Source organism: Micromonospora sp. NPDC048898, assembly GCF_043198035.1.
Taxonomy (GTDB): domain Bacteria; phylum Actinomycetota; class Actinomycetes; order Mycobacteriales; family Micromonosporaceae; genus Micromonospora.
Map to the genome: position 1 here is coordinate 183,443 of NZ_JBICUF010000007.1, position 16,382 is coordinate 199,824.

Below are 16,382 nucleotides of genomic sequence, written 5' to 3' on the forward strand. Positions count from 1 at the left end.
CCGGGCAGGCGGCCGACCGATGCACCACCCACGCCGCCTTTGCTCTGCACCCGCCCATGCGCCAGTTACGGACCGTGCGTGGTGCATGGGCGGGTGCAGAGCAAAGGGCCCGCAGGGGTGGTGGGCAGGGGTGGTCGGGCGGGTCCTCGAAGGGGTGCGTTCGAGGCCTCGCCCGGCGGCGGATCAGCCGGGGCTCAGCGGCGACAGCCAGCCGCCGCGGCGGAGTACCCGGCCACCCCCGGGCAGATCGGTCGGGCCCTGGCCGTGCCAGTCGGTGACCAGGGCGTCCAGGGCGGCGACGTGCCGGTGCGACAGCGCTCCCGGCGAGGCACCCGGCTCACGTGCCCAGGAGCGCAGCACCCGGCCACGCACCGCGGGGGCCAGACCGGCCAGCGTGGACGGTCAGGCGGGGACGCCGGCCGGCGTGGCTGCCTCGTCGGGGCGTGTCGGCGACTCGTCGTCGTGCTCGTCGAGCATCGTGGCCTCGTCGAACGGGTCGTCGCCGCGTAGTACGCCGACCGCCCGGTCCCGGTCGAACTCGCCGGTCCAGGTGCCCACCAGCACGGTCGCCACGGCGTTGCCGGCGAAGTTCGTGAGCGCCCGGGCCTCCGACATGAACCGGTCGATGCCCACGATCAGGCCGACCCCGTCGACCAGGTCCGGCCGGTGCGACTGGAGGCCGCCGGCAAGCGTCGCGAGGCCCGCGCCGGTGACGCCCGCCGCGCCCTTCGACGCGATGATCATGAACAGCAGCAGCGACACCTGCTCGCCGACGGACAGCGGGTTGCCCAGCGCGTCGGCGATGAACAGCGACGCCATGGTCAGGTAGATCGCCGTGCCGTCCAGGTTGAACGAGTATCCGGTCGGCACCGTGATGCCGACGACCGGCTTGCTCACCCCGAAGTGTTCCATCTTCGCGATCAGCCGCGGCAGCGCCGACTCCGACGACGAGGTCGACAGGATCAGCAGGAACTCCCGACCGAGGTAGCGCAGCAGCGAGAAGATCGAGATCCGGGCCACGAACCAGAGCAGCGCGCCGAGGAACACCAGCACGAAGATCAGGCAGGTCGCGTAGAAGCCCAGCATGATCTGGGCGAGGCTCTTGAGCGCGTCCACGCCTGTCGCGCCGACCACGGCGGCCATGGCACCGAAGGCGCCGAGCGGCGCCAACCACATGATCATGGCGAGGACCTTGAACACGACGCGCTGGATGACGGCGATCGCGCCGAGCACCGGCTCGCCGCGCCGACCCATGGCCTGCACCGCGAAGCCGACGAGCAGGGCCACCAGCAGCGTCTGGAGCACCTCGCCCTCGGTGAGCGCGGAGAGCATCGTGGTCGGGATGATCCCGAGCAGGAACTCCGTCGTCCCGGCGGCCTCGTCGCCGGCGGCGGCCTTGCCCGCGCCCGCGAGGTCCGCGCCCAGGTTCAGGCCGGAGCCGGGGTGGATGAGGTTGCCGACGACCAGGCCGATGGCGAGCGCGACCGTCGACATGGTGAGGAAGTAGCCGAGGGCGAGGCCGCCGACCTTGCCGACCTTCGCGGCCTGCCGGACGGACCCGACGCCGAGCACGATGGTGCAGAAGATGACCGGGCTGATCATCATCTTGATCAGGTTGACGAAGCCGGTGCCGATCGGCTTGAGTTCCTTGCCGAAATCGGGTGCCACCAGGCCAACCACGATGCCGGCGAGCACGGCCACGATGACAGCGAGGTACAGGTAACGGGTACGGTCCCGGCGGACCGCCGGTGCCGGTGAGGTGGTGGATGCGGTGGTGTCCATGTCGACAATGTGAACCGTGTCTCACCCGTTGACAGCCTTGCGGTCATTCTGTTCACCGCGAACCCGACAACGGAGGCGGCGGCGCGACGAGGAGGTGGTGGAGGTGGCCCGACGTCAGTGGAGCATCGCGGGGCAACTCTTCGCCCTCCAGGCGGTGGTGGTGACGCTGCTCGTGCTGGCCGGCGCGGCCGGGGCCGTCTGGCTGGCCCGCAGCGACTCCCGCCAGGCCGCGCAGGAGGAGGTGCTCGCGGTGGCACAGACCGTCGCCGGCTCCCCCGACGTCCGCGCGGCCCTCACGACCGCCGACCCCGCGAGGATCCTCCAGCCGTACGCCGAATCGACCCGGCAGGCGACGGGCACCGACTTCGTGGTGGTGATGGCCCCCGACCGCACCCGTTTCTCCCACCCCACCCGGGAGCGGATCGGCGAGCCGTTCGTCGGTGACATCGGGCCCGCCCTGGCGGGCCGCGCGTTCACCACCACGAACGTCGGCACGCTCGGCGAGTCGGTGCGCGCGGTGGTCCCGGTGTACGACGAGCGGCGACGCATCATCGGTCTGGTCTCGGTGGGCATCACCACCAAGGCGATCAACCGCAAGCTGCTCGGCCAGTTGCCGGTGCTGTTCGGTGTCGCCACGCCGGCCCTGGCGCTCGCGGCGACCGGCTCCTGGCTGCTCAGCCGCCGCTTGCGCCGCCAGACGCACGGTCTCGGTCCGGCACAGATGACCCGGATGTACGAGTACTACGACGCGGTCCTGCACTCGGTGCGCGAGGGCCTCGTGGTGCTGACCACCGACCGGCGGGTCGCGTTGATCAACGACGAGGGTCGCCGGCTGGTGGGGCTCGACGTGGACGCGCCGGTGATCGACAGGCCGGTCGCCGGGATCGACCTGCCGCCCGCGGTGGCCGAGTTGCTCGGCTCCGGGCGCGACGCCCGCGACGAACCAGTCCTCACCGGTGACCGGGTGCTCGTCGCCAACCAGCGGACCACCCGTTTCGAGGGCGCGGTGCTCGGCACCGTGTTGACCCTGCGCGACCAGACCGAGCTGCGCACCCTGGCCAGTGAGCTGGACTCGGTGCGCGCGCTGACCGAGGCGTTGCAGGCGCAGACCCACGAGTCGGCCAACCGGCTGCACACCGTGCTGACGCTCGTGGAGTTGGGCCGCGCCGACGAGGCCGTCCGGCTCGGCACCCGGGACCTGGTCCTCGCCCAGCAGTTGACCGACCGGGTGGTCGGCGCGGTCACCGAGCCGGCTTTGGCAGCGCTGCTGCTCGGCAAGTCGGCGCAGGCCAGCGAGCGCGGGGTCGACCTGGTCGTCGAGCCGGACTGCCGCCTCGACGACAGCCCACTGCCGACCGGCGACCTGCTCACCGTGGTCGGCAACCTGGTCGACAACGCTCTGGAGGCGGTGGCCGGCACGTCTGCGCCCCGCCAGGTGCGGGTCCTCGTCGGCACGGTCGAGGACGAGTTGGTGATCCGGGTCGCCGACAGTGGCCCCGGGCTGGCCCCGGAGCGGGTGGCCGACGCGTTCCGACGCGGCTGGTCCACCAAGAGCACCGGCCGGGGCCTCGGCCTGGCACTTGTCGGGCAGGTGGTCCGCCGACACGGCGGCAGCTACGAGGTGGGCCGCTCGGACGACGGCGGCAGCCTGTTCACCGTCCGCCTGCCGAACGGAGGTGAGCGCCGATGACCGACATCCGCGTGCTGGTCGTGGAGGACGAGCCGCTGCTCGCCGAGGCGCATTCCGCGTACACCGAACGGGTTCCTGGTTTCGTGGTGGTCGGGGTGGCGCACACCGCGCGGGCGGCGATGGCGGCGCTGCGTGCGGGCGGCGGCGACGTGGACCTCGTACTCCTGGATTTTCGGCTGCCCGACCTGCACGGCCTGGACGTCTGCCGGGCGCTGCGGGCCGCCGGCAGCGCCGTCGACGTGCTGGCGGTGACGAGCGCCCGGGACCTGGCGGTGGTGCGCACCGCGGTGTCCCTCGGGGTGACCCACTACCTGCTCAAGCCGTTCACGTTCGCGGCGTTCCGCGACAAGCTGGAACGCTACGCCGACTACCGCGCGCAGGCCCTCGCCGACGGCGAGGTGGCCGCCCAGCACGAGGTGGACCAGATGTTCGCCACGCTGCGCGGCACCGCCGGGCACAGCCTGCCCAAGGGCCTCGACGCGCAGACCCTCGATCGGGTACGCGTGGCGCTGGCCGACCGGACCGACCCACAGCTGGGACTGTCCGCGACCGAGGTGAGCGCGGCGACCGGCATCTCCCGGGTGACCGCCCGCCGCTACCTGGAGTATCTGGTCACCGTGGACCGGGCCACCCGCAGCCCCCGCTACGGCACCCCCGGCCGCCCCGAGGTCGAATACCGCCCCCGCTGAGCCGGATCTTGACGGTGGGCCCGTCGCAGCGGTGGCGGTCGGCGGGACCCGGTGGCGCGACACCGGCCGCGAGGTGCCGCCCACCGATGTCGGAAGTGGAAGAATCGAGGACGACCCGATATGCAGGAGGTGAGCCGTGACGTCGAGCAATGCCGAACGGATGCCCGAGTGGCCGACGGCTGAGCACGTGCCGGCCGAGGAGTTGGCCCGCCGTCAGGGCATCCAGCCGATCGCCTCTGTGGATGACTTGGCCCGTCCGGGCCTGTTCGAGTCGGACGAGGAACTGGACGAGTTCCTCGCCGACCTGTATGCCTCTCGGCGGGCCGGTGCCGCATGAGCCTTGTCGTTCTGGACACGGACGTCGCATCAGCAATCCTCCGGGGGCGGCTACCTGAACGCCTCCGTGCCCGCCTGACCGGTCAGACCCTCTGCATCACCTTCGTAACGCTCGGAGAGCTGACCAAGTGGACCGCACTGCGCAGTTGGGGGCCGCGCAAGCTGGCTGACCTCGCGCAATGGCGCACGGGGATCGTGCTGCTTCCCTTTGACGAGGCGGTGGCGGTCACCTGGGGGCACCTTCAAGCGCGGGCTCAGCACCGGGGGCGCCCCCGACCGACCAACGACTCCTGGATCGCGGCCTGCTGCGTTGTCGACCGGCTGCCGCTGGCGACCTTCAACGGCAAAGATTTCGCCGACTTCGCCGAGTATGACGGGCTACGCCTCTTCGACGTGTCCTAGCTTCGCCAGTGCGAGTATGGCTGTCTGGTACTGCGACGCCGCACGGCGCGCTTGAACCCGGTGGCGGGGTGGGGATCCGTTGTTAGACTCATCCAGTTGGGTTAGCGGTACGACGTGGGAGACCAGACATGGCGGGTGACGACGACATCTCCGGGTGAGACCGGACATGTTCGGCCAGCGGTTCGGCGCGCGTCGGCGCGGCCGCCGTGGCCATGCCGTCGTTGCACCGGTCCCGTGTCGTCGGGCGGCTGAGGCGCGCCCACCCCACCCTCTGAGGTCACTCGCATGTCTGACGCTTTCATCGTCTGCTCGAACCTGTCCTTCTCCTGGCCGGATGACACCCCGGTCTTCTCTGAGCTGTCCTTCACCGTCCCGGGCGGTCGCACCGGCCTGGTCGCGCCCAACGGCGCCGGTAAGAGCACCCTGCTGCGGTTGATCGCCGGGGAGCTGCAGCCCAGCGGCGGCAGCGTCACCGTCGACGGCCTGCTCGGCTACCTCCCGCAGACCCTGCCGCTGGTCGGTGACCTGACCGTGGCGCAGGTGCTGGGCGTCGCCGAGCGGATCGCGGCGCTGCACGCCATCGAGGCTGGCGACGCGGGCGAGGAGCACTTCGCCACGATCGGCGACGACTGGGACATCGAGGAGCGCACCCGCTCCGAGTTGGACCGCCTCGGCCTGGGCGAGCTGACCCTCGACCGGCGGCTGCACACCCTCAGCGGCGGCCAGGTGGTGTCCCTCGGCCTGGCGGCGCAACTGCTGCGCCGCCCGGACGTGCTGCTGCTCGACGAGCCGACGAACAACCTGGACCTGGCGGCCCGGCACCGGCTGTACGACGTGCTGACCGACTGGTCCGGGTGTTTGCTGCTGGTCAGTCACGACCGGGAGTTGTTGGACCGGATGGACCGCATCGCCGAGCTGGACCAGGGAGAGATCCGCTGGTACGGGGGCAACTTCACCGCGTACACGGAGGCGGTGCAGGCGGCGCGGGAGGTGGCCGAGAGCAACCTGCGCAACGCCGAGCAGGAGGTCAAGCGGGAGAAGCGGGAGATGCAGCAGGCCCGGGAGCGGGCCGACCGGCGGGCCAGTAACGCCTCGAAGAACCTGAAGAACGCCGGCCTGGCCCGGATCGTCGCCGGTGGGCTGAAGCGCAGTGCGCAGGAGTCGGCGGGCAAGGCGCAGGGGACACACTCGGCCCGGCTCGGCGAGGCCAAGGCCCGACTCGACGAGGCCGGCCGGGCGGTACGCGACGAGGACCGGATCGTCGTGGACCTGCCGGACACCACGGTCCCGGGCGGGCGCACCGTCTTCTCCGGCCAGGGGATGCGGGCCCGCTTCGACGACCGGGAGTTGTTCGGCGGCGACGGCGCCGACCTGGTGATCCGGGGTCCGGAACGGATCGCGCTCACCGGGGCGAACGGCGTCGGCAAGTCGACACTGCTGCGCCTGGTCCAGGGTGACCTGCAACCGTCCGGCGGCGAGCTGAAGCGCGGCGAGGGACGGATCGCGTACCTGTCGCAGCGGCTGGACCTGCTGGACCTCGACCGTACGGTGGCGGAGAACTTCGCCGCGTACGCGCCGAGCCTGCCCGACGCCACGCGGATGAACCTGCTCGCCCGGTTCCTGTTCCGGGGCAACCGGGTGAACCTGCCCGTCGGGGTGCTCTCCGGCGGTGAGCGGCTGCGCGCCACCCTGGCGTGTGTGCTCTGCGCCGAACCGGCACCGCAGCTGCTGCTGCTCGACGAGCCGACCAACAACCTGGACCTGGTCAGCGTCGCCCAGTTGGAGAGCGCGCTGTCCGCGTACCAGGGTGCGTTTGTCGTGGTCAGCCACGACGAACGGTTCCTGGCCGAGATCGGCGTGCGGCGCTGGTTGCGGCTGGCCGACGGCCAGCTGCGGGAGATCGGGGCACCCGACCGGGCCTGAGCCCGGCCGGGTCGCGGCCCGGCCGGACGCGCGCCGGCCGGGTCGCGGCCCGGTCAGCTCACGTTGGCCGGGCCGAGGACGCTCTTCAGGTCACCCATCAGCGCGGTCGTCGCCGCCACCCGGAACGGACCCAGCCGCAGGGTGGTGGTGCGCCCGCCGTTCTGCAGCTTGACGTGCACCTCGGTGTCGCCGGGGTGCAGGACCAGGGTCTCCTTGAGGCGCTCCACGAGCGGTGGTGTGCAGCGGTGCACCGGGATGGTGAGGGTGACCGGCTTGTTGGTGGCGCTGGTGCTGACGTCCGGCATGGACATGTCCATCGCCATGATCCGCGGGGTGTCGTCGCGGCGGTCCACCCGGCCCTTGACCACCACGATGGCGTCCTCGGCGATGTACTGGCCGATCACCTCGTAGGTGTTGGGGAAGAACAGCGCCTCCACCCCACCGGCCAGGTCCTCCAGGGTGGCCGAGGCCCAGGCACGGCCCTGCTTGGTGACCCGGCGTTGCACCCCGGAGAGGATGCCGGCGAGGGTGACGACCGCCCCGTCGGGCACCGCGCCCTCCTCGGCCAGGGAGGCGATCGTGGTGTCGGCTGCCGCGTTGAGGATGTGCTCCAGGCCGAACAACGGGTGGTCGGAGACGTACAGGCCGAGCATCTCGCGCTCGAAGGCCAGCTTGTCGCGCTTGTCCCACTCGCTGTCACCGATTGTCGGCATCACCGTCGTGCTGCCCGTGTCGGCGTCACCGAAGCCGGCGCCGAAGAGGTCGTACTGGCCGACCGCCTCCTTGCGCTTCACGTCGGCGTACGCGTCGATGGCGTCCGCGTGCACCGCGAGCAGGCCCTTGCGGGGGTGCTCCAGGGAGTCGAACGCGCCGGCCTTGATCAGTGATTCGATCGTCTTCTTGTTGCAGACCACCGCGTCCACCTTGGACAGGAAGTCGTAGAAGTCGGTGTAGTCGCCCTTCTCCTGACGGCAGCGCATGATCGAGGCGACCACGTTCGCGCCGACGTTGCGCACCGCGGCCAGGCCGAAGCGGATGTCCTTGCCGACCGGGGTGAACGGGCCGGCCGAGGTGTTCACGTCCGGTGGAAGCACCTGGATGCGCATCCGGCGACACTCGGACAGGTACAGCGCCATCTTGTCCTTGTCGTCACCGACGCTGGTCAGCAGCCCGGCCATGTACTCCGCCGGGTAGTGCGCCTTGAGGTACGCGGTCCAGTAGGAGACCAGACCGTACGCGGCGGAGTGCGCCTTGTTGAAGGCGTACCCGGCGAACGGCACCAGGACGTCCCACACCGCCTGGATCGCCTCGTCGGAGTAGCCGCGCTCGCGGCAGCCGTCCCGGAACGGGATGAACTCCTTGTCGAGGATCTCCTTCTTCTTCTTACCCATCGCCCGGCGCAGCAGGTCCGCCTGACCGAGGGTGTAGCCGGCGAGGATCTGCGCGGCGCGCTGCACCTGCTCCTGGTAGACGATCAGGCCGTGGGTGGGCGCCAGGATCTCCCGTAGCGGCTCCTCCAGCTCCGGGTGGATCGGGGTGATCTCCTGGAGGCCGTTCTTGCGCAGCGCGTAGTTGGTGTGCGAGTCGACGCCCATCGGACCGGGCCGGTAGAGCGCCAGGACGGCGGAGATGTCCTCGAAGTTGTCCGGCTTCATCAACCGCAGCAGCGACCGCATCGGCCCACCGTCGAGCTGGAACACGCCCAGGGTGTCACCGCGGGCCAGCAGCTCGTACGCGGCCTTGTCGTCCAGCGGAAGGGCCAGCAGGTCGAGCTTGAGGCCGTGGTTCAGCTCGATGTTCTTGACCGCGTCGTCGATGATCGTCAGGTTGCGCAGGCCGAGGAAGTCCATCTTCAGCAGCCCGAGCGACTCACACGTCGGGTAGTCGAACTGCGTGATGATCGCCCCGTCGGCGTCGCGGCGCATCAACGGGATGTGCTCGATGATCGGCTCGGCGGACATGATGACGCCGGCGGCGTGCACACCGGTCTGCCGGATCAGCCCCTCGATGCCCTTCGCCGTGTCGATCACCTTGCGGACGTCCGGGTCGGAGTCGTACAGGCCACGGATCTCACCGGCCTCGGCGTAGCGGGGGTGCTTGGTGTCGAAGATGCCGGTGAGCGGGATGTCCTTGCCCATCACGGCCGGCGGCATCGCCTTGGTGATCCGGTCGCCGACCGCGTACGGGAAGCCCAGCACCCGGGCCGAGTCCTTGATCGCGGCCTTCGCCTTGATCGTGCCGAACGTGGCGATCTGGGCGACCTTGTCCTCACCCCACTTGTCGGTGACGTACTTGATCACCTCACCGCGCCGACGCTCGTCGAAGTCGATGTCGACATCCGGCATCGAGACCCGCTCGGGGTTGAGGAACCGCTCGAAGATCAGCCCGTGCTGGATCGGGTCCAGGTCGGTGATGCCCAGCGCGTACGCGACGAGCGAGCCGGCGGCCGAACCACGACCCGGGCCCACCGCGATGCCCTGCTTCTTCGCCCACTGGATGAAGTCGGCGACCACGAGGAAGTAGGACGGGAAGCCCATCTGGTTGATGACGCCCAGTTCGTACTCGGCCTGGACGACGTGCCCCTCCGGGATGCCGTTCGGGTAGCGGCGGCCCAGGCCGGCGAACGTCTCCTTGCGGAACCAGGACTCCTCGGTCTCGCCGTCGGGCACCGGGAAGCGCGGCATCAGGTTGTGGAACTCGAACATCCCGGTCGGGTCGACCTTCTCGGCGACCAGCAGCGTGTTGCGGCACCCCTGCTGCCACAGCTCGGACGAGTCGACCCCGCGCATCTGGTCGGCGCTCTTGATGAAGTAGCCGCCACCCTCGAGGCGGAACCGGTTGGGATCGTCGATGTTGCTGGCGGTCTGCACGCAGAGCAGCACGTCGTGCGCGGTGGCCTGCTCCTCGACCGTGTAGTGCGAGTCGTTGGTGACCACCGGCGGGATGTTCAGCTTGCGGGAGATCTCGGTGAGACCCTCGCGGACCCGGCTCTCGATGGAGAGGCCGTGGTCCATGATCTCGACGAAGTAGTTGTCCTTGCCGAAGATGTCCTGGTAGGTGGCGGCGACCTTGAGGGCCTCGTCGAACTGGCCGAGCCGCAGGCGGGTCTGCACCGCGCCGGACGGGCAGCCGGTGGTGGCCATGATGCCCTCGGCGTACTCGGCGATCAGCTCCATGTCCATCCGGGGCCACTTGATGTAGTGCCCCTCCATGGACGCCCGCGAGTTGAGGGTGAACAGGTTCTTCAGGCCCTGCGCGTTCTTCGCCCACATCGTCTTGTGGGTGATCGCGCCGTTACCGGAGACGTCGTCGCTCTTCTGCTCCGGCCGCCCCCACTTGACGCGCGCCTTGTGATAGCGCGACTCCGGCGCCACGTACGCCTCGACGCCCAGGATCGGGGTGATCCCGGCGGCCATCGCCTGCTTGTAGAAGTCGTTCGCGCCGTGCATGTTGCCGTGGTCGGTGATCGCCACCGCCGACATGCCGAGCCGGTTGGCCTCGATGAACAGGTCCTTGAGGCGGGCCGCTCCGTCGAGCATCGAGTATTCGGTGTGCACGTGCAGATGCGCGAACGAATCGGCCATGCCTGGCGCCCCCCGGCGGTGTGGATCTTGTTGGTCGGAGCCGACCGGCACCTACCCTACCGAGGTGATCTCGACGGCTCCACCGTCCGCGCCGAGGGTGGCCCGCGTCTCCTCGTCGCCCGCGGGTGAGCCTAGGCTCATCAGCATGGCGAGGTACTACGACGTGCACCCGGAGAACCCGCAGCCCCGGATCATCGGCCAGGTCGCCGACCTGATCCGCGGTGGTGGGCTGGTCGCCTACCCGACGGACTCCTGCTACGCGCTCGGCATCCAGCTGGGCAACGCGGACGGGCTGGACCGGATCCGGCAGATCCGCCACCTCGACGACCGGCACCACTTCACGCTCGTCTGCCGGGACTTCGCACAGCTCGGCCAGTTCGTGCAGATCAGCAACTCGCTCTTCCGCCTGGTCAAGGCGTCCACCCCGGGCAGCTACACCTTCATCCTGCCGGCCACCAGGGAGGTGCCCCGCCGGATGTTGCACCCCAAGAAGCGCACAGTCGGTGTGCGGGTGCCCCGGCACACCGTCACCCAGGCGCTGCTGGCCGAGCTGGCCGAGCCACTGGTGTCGAGCACCCTGGTCCTGCCCGGCGACGACGAGCCGATGACCCAGGGGTGGGAGATCAAGGAACGGCTCGACCACCAGCTCGACGCGGTGCTCGACGCGGGCGACTGCGGCAAGGACCCGACGACCGTGATCGACCTGTCCGGCCCGGAGCCGGAGATCCTGCGCCGGGGCGCCGGGGACGTGTCGCGCTTCGAGTAACGCGTCGGGTGCCGGACCGGAGCAGGGTCAAACAGCGACACCGGTCGTACGCTCGGGGATCGGCACCGGCGAGCATTGGACACCCGGCATGCCCGACGCGGACGACGTCGACGCCCTGGCCCGGTCCGCCGCACACGGCGACCCGGCGGCACTGGACGCCCTGCTGGTCGCGGTGCGCCCGGAGGTGCTGCGGCTGTGCGCCCGGTTCCTGCCCAACCGGGAGGACGCCGAGGAGGCCTGCCAGGACACGCTGTTGGCGCTGGCGGGCGGCATCACCCGGTTCGAGGGACGCTCCTCGTTCCGCACCTGGCTGCACCGACTGACCGCCAACCGGGCCCGTTCGACGTACCGGACGCTGCGCCGCCGCTGGCGGCTGGAGGCTGGCGGCGTACCGCTGCCCGACCGGGCCGACCCGCGGCGGACGAGTGTGGTCGCGGGCACCCGCCTCGACCTGCTGGACGCCTTCGACTCGGTCCATCCCGACCTCGCCGAGGTGGTGGCCCTGCGCGACGTCCTCGGGCTGAGCTACCCCGAGATCGCCGCCCTGCTCGACATGCCGGTGGGCACGGTGAAGTCCCGCTTGCACCTGGCCCGCCGGCAGGTCCGGCAACGACTCGGCGCCGAATGAGCCGGGCGTCTCCGCGCCGAGTGAGCCCGGCGTCTCCGCGCCGAGTGAGCCGGGTGTCGTTGCGCCGGCTCGTCGTCGTCCTCGCGGCCACCGTGGGGGTCGCCGCCTGCGGCACCGACGCCGTCTCCCCACTGCCCGTCCAACCGGCCGGCCCGAGCCCGTCGACACCGACGCCCGCCGCGACCGCCACTACCCCGGCGGCCACGACCTCCGCGCTCCCGGTGCCCGCCGGGTCGCCGTCGCGACCGCCGCCGACAGGCGCGCGCCCGGTCGCGACACCGCCCACACCCACCAGAACCAGGGGTACGCCCCGAACGACTCCCCCGCCGACCGACGCGACGCCGGCCTGCCAGGGCGCGGTCCGCTACGACCTGCCGCTCGCCGACACCGAGATCGAGCTGCTGCGATCACTCTGCTTCGCCACCGGTGCGGTGCTGCGGATCCAGGGCATCGGGCCGGGGCTCGTCACCGTGGACCGCCCGGAGCTGGTCTCCCAGCAGTACGAGGCGGGTGTGGTGGACGTCCGCTTCGTCCGCCCCGGCACCGTCGCCGTGACGATCCCCAAGGACGGCCGGGAGCACACCATCACCGTGGTGGTCCGCTAGCCGGGGATCGACGCCGGGCGCAAAGGAACTCGGCGGCGGCGACCCCCAGCAGCACCAGCCCGGCACCACCCGTCGACCCGCGCGTTGTCTGCGGCAGAAGAGGGTATTCGGCAAGCCGGGGTGCGAGCGTGATGGTCGGCTGGGTTGACGGCGACGGCTTTCACGAGGTGATGGCCACGGCTCGATGCAGGTAGGCGTTGTCGTGAAGTTCGGTGAGCATGAACTCCGCGAGGTCGGCGCGGGAGACCTTGGCGGTGAAGGATAGCCGGAGGTCGGTTCCCGTGCGGTAGCGGCCGGTGCGCGGTCCGTTGGTGAGTACCGGTGCACGGACCACGGTCCAGTGGGCTTTGCTGTCTCGGACGAGTGCCTCCATCTGTTCTTTGTCGCGGAGGACGGCCCGCTCGAACAGCCACGATACGGCGACGTACGCGGTGCGGTGGTGGCTGTCCGCGACACCGTAGTTGCTCAACATGATGAGACGACGGGGACCGTTGTCGGCCGCGGTGGACAGCACCGTGCGGATGCCTTCGGTGCAGACGTCGGGGCCTCGCCGTTGCTTACCCAAGGTGCTGACGATCGCGTCGGCACCTTCGAGTGTCCTGGCCACCGCCGCAAGATCGCGCACGTCGCCGCCGACGACGCGAAGCTGGTCGTGCGGTTGGATCCGGGCCGGGTCACGGGTGAGGGCATTGACCTCGTGGCCGCATTGCAAGGCGTGCTTGACCACGGCGCGGCCGGCGCGGCCGGTCGCGCCGAAGATGGCCATTCGCAAGGGATGCTCCTCGAAGACACCTGATCAACTTATCCGGCACGCATGTACCGGTTAGCTGCTACAGTGCCCCGGTAACACCGAGACGTCAACCCTGGAGGCAGTCATGCTGATCGTCGCCGGAACCGGCCACGTCGACCCTGACCACCGCGACGCACTCCTGGAAAACCTCACCCCGTCCCTACGCCAGGCACGAACCGTACCGGGATGCCTGGACTATGTGGTGGCGGCCGACCCGATCGAGGCTGACCGGGTCAACATCTACGAACGATGGGAGTCCGAGGCGCACCTCAACGCTCACCTGGCCGGCATCGCGCAAGCCGCGCCGCCGATGCCGGACGTGCGCAGCGTGGAGATCATGCGGTACGAGATTAGCGGGTCCAGCCCACTTCGAGGCTGAGCAGACAGCTGTGCCCGGTCGACGGCTTCGAAAGCGGGAGGAGCCGTCGGCGGGACACCGCTTACGATCGCAACGATGCCACCATCGGACCGAACCCCGAAGACCAGGCACGTCGATGCGATCGCGGAGCCGGCCAGGCCCCAGCGCGCCGACGGCCGACGCAATCAGGCACGAGTGCTGGAAGAAGCCTTCGCAGCCTTCGCAGCTCACGGTGTCGCGGTCTCCATACGCGAGATCGCCCGCCGAGCCGGCGTCAGCACCGGCACCGTCACCCGCCACTTCCCCACCAAGGAGGCGCTGTTCCGGGCGGTTGCACTCCACCGAATCGAACACCTCGTCCGCAGCGCCGAGGACATCGCCGCTCGGGAGCACCCGACAACCGCCTTCTTCACCTTCTTCGCGTTCCTGGTACGGCAGGGCGCAGCCGACCACGCCGTCGGCGACGCCCTCACCGGCGCCGGATTCGACCTCCAGTCCGCAGCATCGACGGCCATCCGGGACTTCGGCGCGGCCATGGCGGATCTGCTCGCTCAGGCGCAGCAGGTCGGAGCAGTCCGCGACGATGTCGACACTGCCGATGTCAAGGCCCTCATCGCCGGCTGCATCGCCCGCGACGACGACGGCGCCGCGCAACAGCGCATGATCGAAATAGCCTGTGACGGACTCAAACCCCGCCCAACCTGAGCACTTGGTCAGTGCCCTCCCGGAGTCGGCCGCACGGAAACACACCATCCGCTCATCGGCAGATCCGCGCACTGCCATGCGCCAACCACCAGTAGCCTTGGCTCTCACGCACCGTTACTTGACTCTCGGCGAAGCCGGCCCGTGGTGGGGCCAGTCATGGCCGTCTCGTGGAGCCCACGGCAGCGAGCAGAAGCTGGCGGCGGCCTGGTTGCCCAGGGTTCGGGCGGCCGCCGTCCTCTCGGATCCGGCTCCCGGTGGGACTTCTATGCACTGGACGCCCGAACCGGCGGACTCCGGCCGGCTGTTGAGATAGGCGGTCCAGTCAGTCTGCGCATAGCTACTCCGGGCGCTGGCGGTCTTGCTGGTGAGCCCGAAGAGGTCCGGCGATCACGGCTGCGGGCAGAGCAGCCGCGAGCGCGATGAGAGCGGTGTTGTGGGCGGGCTGGGTCACCGCCGGGCCGGTTCGGCCGCACCTAGCGCAGGCGCACGCCGGCGAGCAGGCTGTCCACGAAGGCGGGTCCGCTGTCCGCCGGCGGCGCGATCTGCACGTACACCAGGGCGGGACGGCCGGGGTGCAGGGCGGCCGACTCGACGATCCGCGGCCGACCCCGGTCGCAGCGGTACGCCACCACGGTCCACTCGACGCCGGCCTGCCGGGTGGCGCGGGCCGGCGCGGGCGTGCAGTCGCCGTGCGTGCGCTCGGCCAGGAACCCGGCCGGCGTGGCACGTGCCGCCGTGCTGGCGGAGAGGCCTACGAACGCGCCCGGCAGTCGGGGGTCGGCGGCCCAGCGGCGGGGTTGCGGCGACATCACGAGCGCCGGTTCGGGTTCACCGTCGGCACCGTACTGACCGGCCCAGGTGGCACCCGTGGCGGACCAGCCGGCCGGCAGCACCACGGTCAACGGCCCGGTCGTGTACGTGCCGCCGACCGGCCGGGCCGACCCGGCGCCACCCGGCTCGGCGCCCACCGCACCGACGGCGGCGACGGCCACGACGGCGGCCCCGGCCATCCGCAACCGGTACGAGCGGCGGCCCCTGCGCCGAGGTGCCGGCCGCTGCCGCACGGGCCCGCTCGCCGCAGCCATCCCCACCGGGCCGCTCGCGCCGGTCAGCGCGACGGGCCGCCCCGTCGTGCCGCTCACGGGCCGCTCCGTCGTGCCGCTCGCGCGGGTCAGCGCGACGTGCAGGGCCGCGGCGTCGGGATAGCGGTCGGCCGGATGGTGGGCGGTGGCCCGGGCGAGCACCGCCGCGACCGCTGGCGGCACGTCTGCCCGCAGCCGGATCTCCGGGGCGTGCCCTGGCGGGTCGGCCCTGGCCGTGTGCCGCGTCGGGTCGGCTCTGGCCGCGTACCCCGGCGGGCCTGGCGCTTGCCCCGGCGGGTCGGGTTCGGTCGGGGGCGCGCCCGGCGGGTCGGCGCCCAGCAGACGGATGCCGAGCCGGCCGAGCCCGTACACGTCGGTGCGGGTGTCGACAACCGCGCCCGGGTCGTCCTGTTCGGGGGCCATGTAACCCGGGGTACCGGCACGGGCGGTCAGCCCGGAGGCGGCAGCCAGGGCCTTGGCGAGACCGAGGTCGGCGATCAGCACCCGTTCGGCGTCCGGGTCGTCCGGACCGGCGCAGCGGAACAGGATGTTGCCCGGGGTGAGATCGCGGTGCACAACGCCGTGCCGGTGCAGCACGGCGACCCCGGCGCAGATCTCGCCGAGCAGCCGCAGCGCCGCCGGCGCGGGAATCTCAGCGCTGGCCAGGCGGTCCCGCAGGCTCCCCCCGTCCGCCCAGGCCAGGACCGCGTACGGTCGGCCGTCGGGCAGCTCACCGACGGCGTGCACCCGCACCAGCCGCTCGTGCTCCAGCCGCCGCAGCAGCCGGGCCTCGTCGCGGAAGCGTTCGCGGACCCGCAGGTCGTGGCTCCAGTTCTCGGCCAGCACCTTGATCGCCACGTGCGCGTCAAGCGCCGGATCGTAGCCCAGCCAGACGGTCGCGAACGAACCGACGCCCAGCAGACGTTCGATGGCGTAGGGCCCGATTCGCAGCGGAGCCGTCACCGCGTCACCCCCGGCCGGCGTTTCTTTGGAGAGTAGACCGGGTCGGTCGGAAAGCCGACGAACCGAAGGCCCCGGCGCG

14 protein-coding genes and 1 pseudogene are annotated in these 16,382 nt (G+C 71.0%); 10 read left to right on the plus strand and 5 right to left on the minus strand.

Annotated features, from left to right (window positions below):
• Window positions 1-183: 183 nt before the first annotated feature.
• Both ACGFIQ_RS20515 and ACGFIQ_RS20520 read right to left on the minus strand, forming a co-directional pair.
• Window positions 184-393, minus strand: a pseudogene (locus ACGFIQ_RS20515) (TilS substrate-binding domain-containing protein); the annotation flags it as partial.
• 9 nt (window positions 394-402) lie between these two features.
• On the minus strand, window positions 403-1,782 hold the full coding sequence (locus ACGFIQ_RS20520) for a cation:dicarboxylate symporter family transporter (protein ID WP_393245748.1): 1,380 nt from the start codon (window positions 1,780-1,782) through the stop codon (window positions 403-405).
• A 103-nt stretch (window positions 1,783-1,885) separates the two neighbouring features.
• Between ACGFIQ_RS20520 and ACGFIQ_RS20525 the strand changes: the two genes are divergently transcribed.
• The 5 genes from ACGFIQ_RS20525 to abc-f all read left to right on the plus strand — a co-directional run bounded on the left by ACGFIQ_RS20525 (window position 1,886) and on the right by abc-f (window position 6,822).
• Complete coding sequence (locus ACGFIQ_RS20525; protein WP_393245750.1) at window positions 1,886-3,472, plus strand: ATP-binding protein; 1,587 nt, start codon at window positions 1,886-1,888, stop codon at window positions 3,470-3,472.
• Window positions 3,469-4,161, plus strand: a complete 693-nt coding sequence (locus tag ACGFIQ_RS20530; protein ID WP_393245752.1) for a response regulator — start codon at window positions 3,469-3,471, stop codon at window positions 4,159-4,161. Before ACGFIQ_RS20525 ends, ACGFIQ_RS20530 begins: the two co-directional genes overlap by 4 nt.
• A 136-nt stretch (window positions 4,162-4,297) precedes the next feature.
• Window positions 4,298-4,498: a hypothetical protein gene (locus tag ACGFIQ_RS20535; RefSeq protein WP_393245754.1), complete on the plus strand. Its 201-nt coding sequence runs from the start codon at window positions 4,298-4,300 to the stop codon at window positions 4,496-4,498.
• A complete protein-coding gene (locus tag ACGFIQ_RS20540) occupies window positions 4,495-4,899 on the plus strand; it encodes a type II toxin-antitoxin system VapC family toxin (RefSeq protein WP_393245756.1) in 405 nt (134 codons plus the stop codon). The genes ACGFIQ_RS20535 and ACGFIQ_RS20540 overlap by 4 nt, the downstream gene beginning before the upstream one ends.
• Before the next feature lie 285 nt (window positions 4,900-5,184).
• The gene (gene abc-f, locus ACGFIQ_RS20545) at window positions 5,185-6,822 is read left to right on the plus strand and encodes a ribosomal protection-like ABC-F family protein (RefSeq protein ID WP_393245758.1); all 1,638 of its coding nucleotides are present in this window, start codon (window positions 5,185-5,187) and stop codon (window positions 6,820-6,822) included.
• A gap of 53 nt (window positions 6,823-6,875) precedes the next feature.
• On the opposite strand, the gene dnaE is transcribed toward abc-f, so the two are convergent.
• Window positions 6,876-10,406 (minus strand): DNA polymerase III subunit alpha, encoded by a 3,531-nt coding sequence (gene dnaE / locus ACGFIQ_RS20550; protein ID WP_393245760.1) that lies wholly within the window; start codon window positions 10,404-10,406, stop codon window positions 6,876-6,878.
• A 145-nt stretch (window positions 10,407-10,551) separates the two neighbouring features.
• Between dnaE and ACGFIQ_RS20555 the strand changes: the two genes are divergently transcribed.
• The 3 genes from ACGFIQ_RS20555 (at window position 10,552) to ACGFIQ_RS20565 (ending at window position 12,405) form a co-directional block, all read left to right on the plus strand.
• The gene (locus ACGFIQ_RS20555) at window positions 10,552-11,172 is read left to right on the plus strand and encodes an L-threonylcarbamoyladenylate synthase (protein ID WP_393245763.1); all 621 of its coding nucleotides are present in this window, start codon (window positions 10,552-10,554) and stop codon (window positions 11,170-11,172) included.
• A gap of 88 nt (window positions 11,173-11,260) precedes the next feature.
• On the plus strand, window positions 11,261-11,800 hold the full coding sequence (locus tag ACGFIQ_RS20560) for an RNA polymerase sigma factor (protein ID WP_393245765.1): 540 nt from the start codon (window positions 11,261-11,263) through the stop codon (window positions 11,798-11,800).
• A gap of 44 nt (window positions 11,801-11,844) precedes the next feature.
• On the plus strand, window positions 11,845-12,405 hold the full coding sequence (locus tag ACGFIQ_RS20565) for a hypothetical protein (protein WP_393245767.1): 561 nt from the start codon (window positions 11,845-11,847) through the stop codon (window positions 12,403-12,405).
• A 160-nt stretch (window positions 12,406-12,565) separates the two neighbouring features.
• Here the strand turns inward: ACGFIQ_RS20565 and ACGFIQ_RS20570 are convergent, their stop codons facing one another.
• On the minus strand, window positions 12,566-13,171 hold the full coding sequence (locus ACGFIQ_RS20570; protein ID WP_393245769.1) for an NAD(P)-dependent oxidoreductase: 606 nt from the start codon (window positions 13,169-13,171) through the stop codon (window positions 12,566-12,568).
• A 109-nt stretch (window positions 13,172-13,280) separates the two neighbouring features.
• On the opposite strand from ACGFIQ_RS20570, the gene ACGFIQ_RS20575 reads away from it, so the two are divergent.
• Both ACGFIQ_RS20575 and ACGFIQ_RS20580 read left to right on the plus strand, forming a co-directional pair.
• On the plus strand, window positions 13,281-13,574 hold the full coding sequence (locus ACGFIQ_RS20575; protein WP_393245771.1) for a putative quinol monooxygenase: 294 nt from the start codon (window positions 13,281-13,283) through the stop codon (window positions 13,572-13,574).
• A gap of 174 nt (window positions 13,575-13,748) precedes the next feature.
• Window positions 13,749-14,258, plus strand: coding sequence for a TetR/AcrR family transcriptional regulator (locus ACGFIQ_RS20580; RefSeq protein WP_393245774.1), 510 nt, complete (start codon window positions 13,749-13,751; stop codon window positions 14,256-14,258).
• 473 nt (window positions 14,259-14,731) lie between these two features.
• Here ACGFIQ_RS20580 and ACGFIQ_RS20585 read toward each other — a convergent pair whose 3' ends face one another.
• Window positions 14,732-16,303, minus strand: a complete 1,572-nt coding sequence (locus ACGFIQ_RS20585) for a serine/threonine-protein kinase (protein WP_393245776.1) — start codon at window positions 16,301-16,303, stop codon at window positions 14,732-14,734.
• Window positions 16,304-16,382 lie beyond the last annotated feature (79 nt).